We start from the raw sequence: 10,572 nt of genomic DNA, 5'->3' as shown, positions 1-10,572 counted from the left end.
GGCTCGGCGTACACGGCCACGCTGCCGATACCGGCGTCGCGGCACGCCCGCGCCACACGAACAGCGATTTCGCCACGGTTGGCGATGAGCACCTTGCGCACGATGGCTCCCTCCTTGAAACAAGCTGAGTTTAGGGACTGCCGACACGGCCTTTCGACCCGTCCTCAGTGGTGAGCTTGCCCACACGCAGCGTGACCCCGGGCCTGCTCGGGTCGTGAATTCCCTTGTCGCACCACGGTACGCAGGGATTCTTTACGGCACAGTAGCCCCGAGGTGTGGTGCAGGTCTCTGTTCGCGGGGCCAGTGGCCGTTCGGGTTTCTTTGTCGGGTCTCTACGAATGGCTTGATGATTCTTTGCGGAACGGACCGCCGCCGCCCGCCGGACGCGAGCACTTGTCCAGGGGTTTACCGGCCAGTAGCCTGCGCGCTGTCGAACGTACTCTCGGTAACAACCGAACGCAGGGGGTGGCCGAAGTGGCCCGCAGACCGATAGCCCTCGTGACGGCGGCGGTGCTGCTCCTCGAAGCGCCCGGCATCGTCGCGGTCAACGCCGTGATGGCCCGTTTCGTGAAGGCCCAGTCGATGTCCCTCGACGGGCTGGACCCCGAGGCGGTGCACACCGGCACCTGGGCGCTCGGCATCGGCTCCGGCGCCGCCCTCGTCCTCTGCGCGCTCGTCGCGCTCGTCGCGGGGGTCCGCGACCGGCGCCCTGGGCGCCTCGGCCGGGCCCTGCTCATCGGCTGCGCGCTCGTGCACGGGGTGCTCGCCGCCGTCGCCGTCGGACTGCTCGGCTGGGGCGCGTTCGCCGTCCTCATGACCGTCCTCGGCCTGATCGTCCTGACGCTGGTGGCGTACGGCGAGGAGTCCGGGACGCGCGGGACGGAGCGACGGCTGGAGCGGGAGGGCCCCGGGGACGCCCGGGACGGAGCGACGGCGGCGGCCTGACGCCCCGCGCGGCGGCCGGTCACACCCGGTCCGGAGGCCGCGCCCGTGCCCGTGTCCCCGTGACAGTGTCCCGTCCCCGTGTCCGTACGGGTACCCGCACCCGTACGCGTATCGCTGTCCGTCAGGCCCAGAGGTCCGTGATCCGTACGTCCAGCTTCGTGAGGAGCCTGCGCAGCAGCGGCAGCGACAGTCCGATCACATTGCCCGGGTCCCCGTCGATGCCGTCGATGAACGGCGCCGAGCGCCCGTCCAGGGTGAACGCGCCCGCCACGTGCAGCGGTTCGCCGCTCGCCACGTACGCGGCGATCTCCTCGTCCGTCGGCTCGCCGAACCGGACCAGGGTGGACGCGGTCGCCGACTCGTACCGCTTGGTCACCGTGTCCCACACGCAGTGCCCCGTCTGCAGGACGCCGACGCGCCCGCGCATCGCCTTCCAGCGGGCGACGGCCTCCGCCGCGTCGGCGGGCTTCCCGAGGGCCCGGTCGTCCAGTTCGAGGACCGAGTCGCAGCCGATGACCAGCGCACCCGCCGCCTCCGGCCGGGCGGCCACCCGGGCCGCCTTGGCCTCGGCGAGGACGAGCGCCAGCTCGGCGGGCGTCGGGGCGTGCACCTTGTCCTCGTCCACCCCGCTGACGATCACCTCGGGGGCGAGACCGGCCTGCCGGAGCAGTCCGAGCCGGGCGGGGGAGGCGGAGGCGAGCACGACACGGCGCGGATCAGCAGTCATGGGGGAAGCCTAGCCAGTACGGCGGAACGGGCGCCCGCCGACGCCCCACCCCCTGCGGGGCGCCCCGGCGTCGTACGGCATCCCGGAGAACCGGCGTCGCACCGCCTCCGGAGCCCCGGCGCCGGACGGCCCCGCCTGCGCCGGACGGCCCCCGGCCCCGACGCGCTCCCGCCCGGCCCGCCCCGGCTCCTCAGCGCACGCTGGCCACGAACATCCCCACCACCATCGCGAGGGCGAGCAGCACCCCCGTGCGGCGGAGCATCGCCTGCATGTCCCGCAGGAACTTCGGCGGCTGGTTCTCGGGGTCGGACCACAGCATGTCCACGATCCTGCGGGCGGAACGGCCGGGGCGCCTGAGTACGGATACTCAGGCGCCCCGGTGCGGAAGGACCATTCGCGGAGACGCGCCGCCCATGGGTACCCCCGGGGTCCGGGCCTCCGGCCGGTCCGTGACCTGCCCGGTCACACCGGCCAGTACGACCGCGCCCAGGCCCGCGGACCCGGCCGCTGCCGTACCGTCCGGGCGATCCGGGACGGGTCCGACCACCCCTCCGGCACCGCGGGCCCGTCGCTCCGGGCGGACGCCGCCAGCGCCGCGGCCCGTGCCCGGACCACCGCCAGGGCGGCGGCCAGCTCCTCCGGAGTCGGGTTTCCTCGTACGACCTTGATCATGTCGGCTCCTTGAGGGTCCGGAAGCGGTCTACAGCGGGATGTTGCCGTGCTTCTTCGGGGGCAGGGACTCCCGCTTCGTACGCAGCTGACGCAGCCCCTTGACGATCTGCGGGCGGGTGTCCGACGGCAGGATCACCCCGTCGACGTAACCGCGCTCCGCCGCCGTGTACGGGTTGAGCAGGGCGTCCTCGTACTCCTGGATCAGCCGCGCCCGCACCGCCTCGGACTCCTCGGCGTCCCCCGCCTCCGCGATCGTCCTGCGGTGCAGGATGTTCACCGCGCCCTGCGCGCCCATCACCGCGATCTGCGCCGTCGGCCACGCCAGGTTCAGGTCCGCGCCCAGGTGCTTGGAGCCCATGACGTCGTACGCGCCGCCGAACGCCTTCCGCGTGATGACGGTGATCAGCGGGACCGTGGCCTCCGCGTACGCGTAGATCAGCTTCGCGCCGCGCCGGATGATCCCGCCGTACTCCTGGTCCACGCCCGGCAGGAAGCCCGGCACGTCCACGAAGGTCAGGACCGGGATGTTGAACGCGTCGCAGGTCCGCACGAACCGCGCCGCCTTCTCGCTCGCGTCGATGTCCAGACAGCCCGCGAACCGCATCGGCTGGTTGGCGACCACACCGACCGGGAAGCCCTCCACCCGGCCGAAGCCGGTCAGGATGTTCGGCGCGAACAGGGCCTGCGTCTCCAGGAAGTCGCCGTCGTCGAGGACGTGCTCGATCACGGTGTGCATGTCGTACGGCTGGTTCGCCGAGTCCGGGATCAGCGCGTCCAGTTCACGGTCCTCGTCCGTCGCCGAGGTCTCCGCGGCCTCGGGGAACGCGGGCGGCTCGGACAGGTTGTTCGACGGCAGGTACGACAGCAGGGACTTGACGTACTCGATCGCGTCCTTCTCGTCGCCCGCCATGTGGTGGGCCACGCCCGAGGTCGCGTTGTGCGTCCGCGCGCCGCCCAGCTCCTCGAAGCCGACGTCCTCGCCGGTCACCGTCTTGATGACGTCCGGCCCCGTGATGAACATGTGCGAGGTCCGGTCCACCATCACGGTGAAGTCGGTGATCGCGGGCGAGTAGACCGCGCCGCCCGCGCACGGCCCCACCACCAGCGAGATCTGCGGGATCACCCCGGAGGCATGGGTGTTGCGCCGGAAGATCTCCCCGTACATGCCGAGCGCGCTCACCCCCTCCTGGATGCGGGCGCCGCCCGAGTCGTTGATCCCGATCACCGGGCAGCCCGTCTTCAGGGCGAAGTCCATCACCTTGATGATCTTCTGCCCGTACGTCTCGCCCAGTGCGCCGCCGAACACCGTGAAGTCCTGCGAGAACACCGCCACCGGGCGCCCGTCCACCGTGCCGTAGCCGGTGACGACCCCGTCGCCGTACGGACGGTTCCTCTCCAGGCCGAAGCTGGTCGACCGGTGCCGGGCCAGCTCGTCCAGCTCCACGAACGAACCCTCGTCGAGCAGCAGGGCGATCCGCTCCCGCGCCGTCAGCTTCCCCTTCGCGTGCTGCTTCTCCACCGCGCGCTCCGAGCCTGCGTGGGTGGCCTCGCCGACGCGGCGCCTCAGATCCGCGATCTTGCCCGCGGTCGTGTGGATGTCGATCTCGTACTGCTCTGCCGGCTCGGACATCGGGATGCGGCTCCCTGGCTGGTCACGGGGGATTCGTTGACTACGAATGGGCTACTGCTCAGCTACTGAGCCGTAGCGTAGCGACGGCGATACGGTTCGGCACTGCGGTCTTTCCCACACCTAGTCTGGCTTGCATGACGACCCCCCAAGGCTCCGGCGGCCGCTGGTCCGACCTCGACCGGCCCCCGCTCAACGCGCCCGCCCTGCGCCGTGCCCTCGTCCAGCCCGAAGGACTGTGGACCTCGCTCGACGTGGTCACCGCCACCGGGTCGACCAACAGCGACCTGGCCGCCCGCGCCGGGGAACTGCCCGAGGGCGCCGTCCTGGTCGCCGAGGAGCAGACCTCCGGGCGCGGACGCCTCGACCGGCGCTGGACCGCCCCCGCCCGCTCCGGGCTCTTCGTCTCCGTCCTCCTCAGGCCCCGGGTCCCCGTCGAGCGCTGGGGCTGGCTCCCGCTCCTCACCGGCGTGGCCGTCGCCACCGGTCTCGCCCGGTCCGCCGGGGTCGACACCTCCCTCAAGTGGCCCAACGACCTGCTGGTCTCCGTCGACGGCGCCGAACGCAAGGCGGGCGGCATCCTCGCCGAACGCGCGGGCGACGACGCCGTCGTCGTCGGCTTCGGCGTCAACGTCTCCCTCCGCGCCGACGAACTGCCCGTCCCCACGGCAGGCTCCCTCCTCCTCGCCGGAGCCGTCTCCACCGACCGCGACACCCTCCTGCGGGCCGTCCTGCGCTCCCTCGACGACTGGTACGGCACGTGGGAGCGCGCCGACGGCGACCCCGCCGCCTCCGGTCTCCAGGCCGCCTACGCGACGGGCTGCGCGACCCTCGGCCGCCGGGTCAGGGCCGAGCTGCCCGGCGAGCGGACCCTGGAGGGCGAGGCCGTCGCCCTGGACGGCGACGGACGCCTCGTGGTGGCCACCGAGGGCGGCGGCACCGAGGCCGTGGGCGCCGGGGACATCGTCCATCTGCGCACCCCCGCGTAGGCCGCCCCTCCCGGATGCCGCCGGTCGGGCCGGGCGGTGCGCCGGGAGGGACGACCGGGCGGCGCCGGGGGTACGTGCACGGGCCACGGACGGCCCGGACCCCCGGCGCGGGACGGCACGGCTCGCCGTTCGGGCGTGAGACATTCCACACCTGTCGTATCGTGGAGCGCGATCCAGGCGACAGATCGGCAGGACAAGTGGGCAGGGAACGGGCAGGAGGCGGCCGGTGACCGTCGACGACGCGAACGCGGGCGGCGGGGCACAGCCACCCACGTACCCGACCCCCCACCACGAGGTCGACCACACGGCCGAACCGACCGACGACCCCCTCGCGATCCGCCTCGAACAGCTCATCCTCGGCGCGGACCGCCGCTACACCCCCTTCCAGGCCGCCCGCACCGCCGGTGTCTCCATGGAGCTGGCCTCCCGCTTCTGGCGCGCCATGGGCTTCGCCGACATCGGCCAGGCCAAGGCCCTGACCGAGGCCGACGTCCTCGCCCTGCGGCGGCTCGCCGGTCTCGTCGAGGCCGGACTGCTCAGCGAGCCGATGGCCGTCCAGGTCGCCCGCTCCACCGGACAGACCACCGCCCGGCTCGCCGAGTGGCAGATCGACTCCTTCCTCGAAGGGCTCACCGAACCGCCCGAGCCCGGCATGACCCGCACCGAGGTCACGTATCCGCTGGTCGAGCTGCTCCTGCCCGAGCTGGAGGAGTTCCTCATCTACGTCTGGCGGCGCCAGCTCGCCGCCGCCACCGGCCGGGTCGTGCAGGCCGCCGACGACGAGGAGATGGTCGACCGGCGGCTCGCGGTCGGCTTCGCGGACCTCGTCGGCTTCACCCGGCTCACCCGCCGCCTGGAGGAGGAGGAGCTCGGCGAACTGGTCGAGGCCTTCGAGACCACCTGCGCCGACCTGGTCGCCGCGCACGGCGGACGGCTCATCAAGACCCTCGGCGACGAGGTGCTCTTCTGCGCCGACGACGCCGGGACCGCCGCCGAGATCGCGCTGCGCCTGATCGAGACGCTCGGCCACGACGAGACGATGCCCGCGCTCCGCGTCGGCATCGCCTTCGGCACCGTGACGACCCGGATGGGCGACGTCTTCGGCACCACCGTGAACCTGGCCAGCCGCCTCACCTCGATAGCGCCCAAGGACGCCGTCCTGGTGGACGGCGCGCTCGCGGAGGAGCTGTCCAGGACCGGGGAGGCGCCCGTCTCGGAGACCGCCGCCGCCGAGGACGCCGTACGGGCCGGGAAGGAGGGCCGCAGGGCCGCCACGTACCGCTTCGCGCTCCAGCCGATGTGGCAGCGCCCGGTGCGCGGCCTCGGGGTCGTCGAACCCTGGCTCCTGACCCGCCGCCCGACCTAGGATCTTCCCGAGCGCCTGTTAACAGACGTTAACGGGCGGGTTCCGGTCGGGAGGGTGTGCGGTCATGTCCGAGCAGCGCTTCGGTGAGTTCGTGGTGGTCCGGAAGGACGGGGACGGGCACGTCGCCGAACTGGTCCTGGACCGGCCCAAGGCGATGAACGCGGTCTCCTCCGAGATGGCCCGCTCCCTCGGGGCGGCCTGTGCGGCGCTCGCCGCCGACGGCTCCGTCCGCGTCACCGTGCTGACCTCGTCGAACGACCGGGCCTTCTGCGTCGGCGCCGACCTCAAGGAGCGCAACTCCCTCACCGACGCCGAGCTGGTCCGCCAGCGGCCCGCCGCCCGCGCCGCCTACACCGGTGTCCTGGAGCTGCCCATGCCGACGGTGGCCGCCGTGCACGGCTTCGCCCTCGGCGGCGGCTTCGAACTGGCGCTCGCCTGCGACGTGATCGTGGCCGACGCGACCGCCGTGGTGGGCCTGCCCGAGGTCTCCGTCGGCGTCATCCCCGGCGGCGGCGGCACGCAGCTGCTGCCGCGCCGGGTGGGTGCGGCGCGCGCCGCCGAGCTGGTGTTCACGGCCCGCCGGGTGGCGGCGGAGGAGGCCCGTGGGCTGGGGCTCGTGGACCTGCTCGCGCAGGACGCGCGGACCGGCGCCCTGGAGCTGGCCGGGCGGATCGCGGTCAACTCGCCGGTCGGGCTGCGCAACGCGAAGAAGGCGATGCGGCTCGGGCAGGGCCTGGACCTGCGGGCGGGGCTGGAGGTCGAGGACGCGGCCTGGCGCGCGACGGCCTTCTCCGGCGACCGCGCCGAGGGCGTGGCGGCCTTCAACGAGAAGCGGAAGCCGGACTGGCCGGGCGAGTGATCCTCACTGTACGTATTGTTTCGCGTCGAATGTCACTTAAGGTGACGTCTCGGTAGGGGAAACGGATCAAACCTCCCTAAGCTGGAGGAATGGGTGAGGACGGACGGCTGCGGGCCGTGGTGGCGCTGGCGCAGGGGATGGCGGCGGCGCGCACCTCGCGCGAGATCTGGCGGGCGGCGGCGCTCGGCTCCTGCGAGGGACTCGACGGCAGCTTCGCCGCCCTGTCCGTCTGGGAGCGGGACCACGGGCGGCTCAGGGTCCTGGTGAACGCCGGGGAGCGGGCCGAGGGGGAGGAGGAGTTCCCCGAGTCGGAGACGTATCCGGTGCACCGGTTCCCCGAGATCACCGAGTTCCTGCACGAGCGGTGGGCGGGCGGCGGTGAGCCGGACGCCTGGGTGGAGACGGCCGAGGGGCCGGTGGCGACGGGCCGGGTGGCCGGTCTGCGGCGCCGGGGCCGGGGCTGCTGCGTGGTCGCCCCGATCGTGCTGCACGGGCGCGCCTGGGGCGAGCTGTACGTGGCCAGGCCGCCGGAGGAGAAACCTTTCACCCGGGCGGACGCGGACTTCGCCACCGTGCTCGCGGCGGTCGTCGCCGCCGGGATCTCGCAGGCCGAGCGGCTGGAGGAGGTCCGCAAGCTGGCCTTCACCGACCCGCTGACCGGGCTGGCCAACCGGCGGGCCGTCGACACCCGCCTCGACGAGGCCGTCGAGCGCTGCCGGGCGGACGGCTCCGTCGTCAGCCTGATGGTCTGCGACCTCAACGGTCTGAAGCGGGTCAACGACACCCATGGCCACGCCGTCGGCGACCGGCTCCTGGAGCGCTTCGGCTCGGTCCTCTCCCGCTGCGGGGCCATGCTCCCCGGCGCCCTCGCGGCCCGGCTCGGGGGCGACGAGTTCTGTCTGCTGACGGTCGGCCCGACGGCGGACGAGGTCGTCGCGGTCGCGGAGGAACTGTGCGTACGGGCGGCGGAACTGGAACTCGGCGAGGGCGTGGCCTGCGGGGTCGCCTCCACCGGCGACCCCATCGGCCCCCTCAGATCCGCCCGCCGCCTCTTCCGCCTCGCGGACGCGGCCCAGTACCAGGCGAAGGCGGCCCGCTCGGCGAAACCGGTCGTGGCGGGCCGCGACGGCACGGTGGTCCGCCTCGCGGACGCCCCTCCGAGCACCCGCGACCGCCGCCGCTTCAGGGACGCGGCACCGGCGTCCCCACCGGCACCGGCGTCCCCACCGGCGCGGTCGGACCCACCTGCACCGGCTCCGGCACCAGCACCGGCACCGGCACCGGCACCGGCACCGGCACCGGAGCCGTCGCTGGAGTCGTCGCCGGAGCGGGACGGGTCGCGGGGGCCTTCGGCCGAGGGCTCGCCGGATGCGGAGCCGCACCGGGGCCCGCGCCCCGATCCGCACGGGAACGCGGACGCGCACCCGGACCTGGGCTCGGACGCGCACCCGCACCCGGACCCCCGTCCGGACTCGGGTCCGCACCCGGGGGCGCGTGGTGGCGGGTGACGGCGGGCCGGGCGGGGGTGGCTCGTGCGTCGCTACGGAGGGCGTTCGCCGGGCGCGACTCTCCTGCGCGTTCGGTACGCGAGCGGGGCGCCCGGCAGCTCCGGGCTCCCTCCCTCTCTCGGGCCATCCGGGTCCGCGCGGGTCCACCCCCGCCCCTTCGGCGTCGCCCGGCCGCGACCTCGCCGGACCGGGACCCTTACCGCCCGCCCGAGGGCCCCGCGCGGTAAGGGGTCGACATGCCTCCGGACGGTGACGCGGTCACCTAGTGACAGGTTGGTCTTCAATCCGTAGGGTGCTGAATATGGATATGCAGACAGTCGTGGTCCTCGGCACGTCCGGCACGACCCCGCAGGACGTCGTCGACGTCGCCCGCCACGGTGCCCGCGTCGAGCTGTCGGCCGAGGCGGTGGCGGCCCTCGCCGCCTCCCGCGCCGTCGTCGACGCGCTCGCGGCCAAGCCCGAGCCCGTCTACGGCGTCTCCACCGGCTTCGGCGCGCTCGCCACCCGGCACATCGGCCAGGAACTCCGCGCCCAGCTCCAGCGGAACATCGTCCGCTCGCACGCCGCGGGCATGGGCCCCCACGTCGAGCGCGAGGTCGTGCGCGCCCTGATGTTCCTGCGGCTGAAGACCGTCGCCTCCGGCCGCACCGGCGTACGCCCCGAGGTCGCGCAGACCATGGCCGACGTCCTCAACGCCGGGATCACCCCCGTGGTCCACGAGTACGGCTCCCTCGGCTGCTCCGGCGACCTCGCCCCGCTCTCCCACTGCGCCCTCGCGCTGATGGGCGAGGGCGACGCCGAAGGCCCCGACGGCACGGTCCGCCCCGCCGGTGAACTGCTCGCCGCCCACGGCATCGCCCCCGTGGAACTCAAGGAGAAGGAGGGCCTCGCCCTCCTCAACGGCACCGACGGAATGCTCGGCATGTTGATCATGGCCCTCGCCGACCTCGACGTCCTCTACAAGTCGGCCGACATCACCGCCGCCTTCTCCCTCGAAGCCCTCCTCGGCACCGAGAAGGTCCTCGAACCCGAACTGCACGCCATCCGCCCGCACCCCGGCCAGGCCGCCTCCGCCGCCAACATGCTCGCCGTCCTCAAGGGCTCCGAGCTCACCGGCCACGCCCAGGCGGGCGAAGCCCCCCGCGTCCAGGACGCCTACTCGGTGCGCTGCGCCCCGCAGGTCGCCGGAGCGGGCCGCGACACCCTGGCCCACGCCCGGCTCGTCGCCGAGCGCGAACTCGCCGCCGCCGTCGACAACCCCGTCGTCCTGCCCGACGGCCAGGTCCGCTCCAACGGCAACTTCCACGGCGCCCCCGTCGCGTACGTCCTCGACTTCCTCGCCATCGCCGCCGCCGACCTCGGCTCCATCGCCGAGCGCCGCACCGACCGGCTCCTCGACAAGAACCGCTCGCACGGTCTGCCGCCCTTCCTCGCCGACGACGCCGGAGTCGACTCGGGCCTGATGATCGCCCAGTACACGCAGGCCGCCCTGGTCAGCGAGATGAAGCGGCTCGCCGTCCCGGCCTCCGCCGACTCCATCCCGTCCTCCGCCATGCAGGAGGACCACGTCTCCATGGGCTGGTCCGCCGCCCGCAAGCTGCGCACCGCGATCGGCAACCTGAACCGGATCATCGCGGTCGAGCTGTACGCGGCCACCCGGGGCGTCGAACTCCGCAGGGGCCTGGCCCCCGCCCCCGCCACCCGGGCGGCCATCGCCGCCCTGCGCGCCGCCGGAGTCGAGGGCCCCGGCCCGGACCGCTTCCTCGCCCCCGACCTGGCCGCGGCGGACACCTTCGTACGGGAGGGCGCGCTGCTCGCCGCCGTCGAGCCGGTCACCGGCCCGCTGGCCTGACCGCACCCGACGCGCGAGGGGCCCGCA

General features: G+C 73.7%; 10 protein-coding genes and 1 pseudogene. 6 read left to right on the top strand and 5 right to left on the bottom strand.

Going from position 1 to position 10,572, the window contains the following annotated elements:
- Nucleotides 1-101, bottom strand: a 101-nt coding sequence (locus ACIO92_RS29030; protein ID WP_351796016.1) for a biotin carboxylase N-terminal domain-containing protein, incomplete at its 3' end; no start/stop codon positions are given.
- Between the two features lie 364 nt (nt 102-465).
- Here ACIO92_RS29030 and ACIO92_RS29025 point away from each other — a divergent pair.
- Nucleotides 466-945, top strand: a complete 480-nt coding sequence (locus ACIO92_RS29025; RefSeq protein WP_401240650.1) for a hypothetical protein — start codon at nt 466-468, stop codon at nt 943-945.
- A gap of 121 nt (nt 946-1,066) precedes the next feature.
- Here the strand turns inward: ACIO92_RS29025 and ACIO92_RS29020 are convergent, their stop codons facing one another.
- The 4 genes from ACIO92_RS29020 to ACIO92_RS29005 form a co-directional block, all read right to left on the bottom strand.
- Nucleotides 1,067-1,672: a nucleoside triphosphate pyrophosphatase gene (locus ACIO92_RS29020; protein WP_366439929.1), complete on the bottom strand. Its 606-nt coding sequence runs from the start codon at nt 1,670-1,672 to the stop codon at nt 1,067-1,069.
- 190 nt (nt 1,673-1,862) lie between these two features.
- Nucleotides 1,863-1,991: a morphogenic membrane protein MmpB gene (gene mmpB / locus ACIO92_RS29015; protein WP_366439930.1), complete on the bottom strand. Its 129-nt coding sequence runs from the start codon at nt 1,989-1,991 to the stop codon at nt 1,863-1,865.
- A gap of 143 nt (nt 1,992-2,134) precedes the next feature.
- The gene (locus tag ACIO92_RS29010) at nt 2,135-2,344 is read right to left on the bottom strand and encodes an acyl-CoA carboxylase epsilon subunit (RefSeq protein WP_366439931.1); all 210 of its coding nucleotides are present in this window, start codon (nt 2,342-2,344) and stop codon (nt 2,135-2,137) included.
- Nucleotides 2,345-2,372: 28 nt separating this feature from the next.
- The gene (locus ACIO92_RS29005) at nt 2,373-3,974 is read right to left on the bottom strand and encodes an acyl-CoA carboxylase subunit beta (RefSeq protein ID WP_366439932.1); all 1,602 of its coding nucleotides are present in this window, start codon (nt 3,972-3,974) and stop codon (nt 2,373-2,375) included.
- 134 nt (nt 3,975-4,108) lie between these two features.
- On the opposite strand from ACIO92_RS29005, the gene ACIO92_RS29000 reads away from it, so the two are divergent.
- The 5 genes and pseudogenes from ACIO92_RS29000 to hutH all read left to right on the top strand — a co-directional run bounded on the left by ACIO92_RS29000 (nt 4,109) and on the right by hutH (nt 10,545).
- The gene (locus ACIO92_RS29000) at nt 4,109-4,960 is read left to right on the top strand and encodes a biotin--[acetyl-CoA-carboxylase] ligase (RefSeq protein ID WP_366439933.1); all 852 of its coding nucleotides are present in this window, start codon (nt 4,109-4,111) and stop codon (nt 4,958-4,960) included.
- A 226-nt stretch (nt 4,961-5,186) separates the two neighbouring features.
- Nucleotides 5,187-6,326: an adenylate/guanylate cyclase domain-containing protein gene (locus ACIO92_RS28995; RefSeq protein ID WP_366439934.1), complete on the top strand. Its 1,140-nt coding sequence runs from the start codon at nt 5,187-5,189 to the stop codon at nt 6,324-6,326.
- A 64-nt stretch (nt 6,327-6,390) separates the two neighbouring features.
- Complete coding sequence (locus ACIO92_RS28990) at nt 6,391-7,185, top strand: enoyl-CoA hydratase-related protein (protein WP_366439935.1); 795 nt, start codon at nt 6,391-6,393, stop codon at nt 7,183-7,185.
- An 89-nt stretch (nt 7,186-7,274) separates the two neighbouring features.
- Nucleotides 7,275-8,384 (top strand): annotated as a pseudogene (locus ACIO92_RS28985) (diguanylate cyclase domain-containing protein); the annotation flags it as partial.
- A 616-nt stretch (nt 8,385-9,000) separates the two neighbouring features.
- Nucleotides 9,001-10,545, top strand: coding sequence for a histidine ammonia-lyase (gene hutH, locus ACIO92_RS28980; protein ID WP_366440303.1), 1,545 nt, complete (start codon nt 9,001-9,003; stop codon nt 10,543-10,545).
- The last annotated feature ends 27 nt before the right edge of the window (nt 10,546-10,572 follow it).

It is taken from the genome of Streptomyces sp. NPDC087215, from assembly GCF_044744885.1.
Taxonomy (GTDB): domain Bacteria; phylum Actinomycetota; class Actinomycetes; order Streptomycetales; family Streptomycetaceae; genus Streptomyces.
Note: the sequence above shows the minus strand (reverse complement) of the source record. Positions and strands in the feature narration are given on the sequence as shown.

Coding starts and splice junctions, on each gene's coding strand:
- ACIO92_RS29020 (WP_366439929.1), bottom strand. CDS start 1,672: ATGACTGCTGATCCGCGCCGTGTCGTGCTCGCCTCCGCCTCCCCCGCC.
- mmpB (WP_366439930.1), bottom strand. CDS start 1,991: ATGCTGTGGTCCGACCCCGAGAACCAGCCGCCGAAGTTCCTGCGGGAC.
- ACIO92_RS29010 (WP_366439931.1), bottom strand. CDS start 2,344: ATGATCAAGGTCGTACGAGGAAACCCGACTCCGGAGGAGCTGGCCGCC.
- ACIO92_RS29005 (WP_366439932.1), bottom strand. CDS start 3,974: ATGTCCGAGCCGGCAGAGCAGTACGAGATCGACATCCACACGACCGCG.
- ACIO92_RS29000 (WP_366439933.1), top strand. CDS start 4,109: ATGACGACCCCCCAAGGCTCCGGCGGCCGCTGGTCCGACCTCGACCGG.
- ACIO92_RS28990 (WP_366439935.1), top strand. CDS start 6,391: ATGTCCGAGCAGCGCTTCGGTGAGTTCGTGGTGGTCCGGAAGGACGGG.
- hutH (WP_366440303.1), top strand. CDS start 9,001: ATGCAGACAGTCGTGGTCCTCGGCACGTCCGGCACGACCCCGCAGGAC.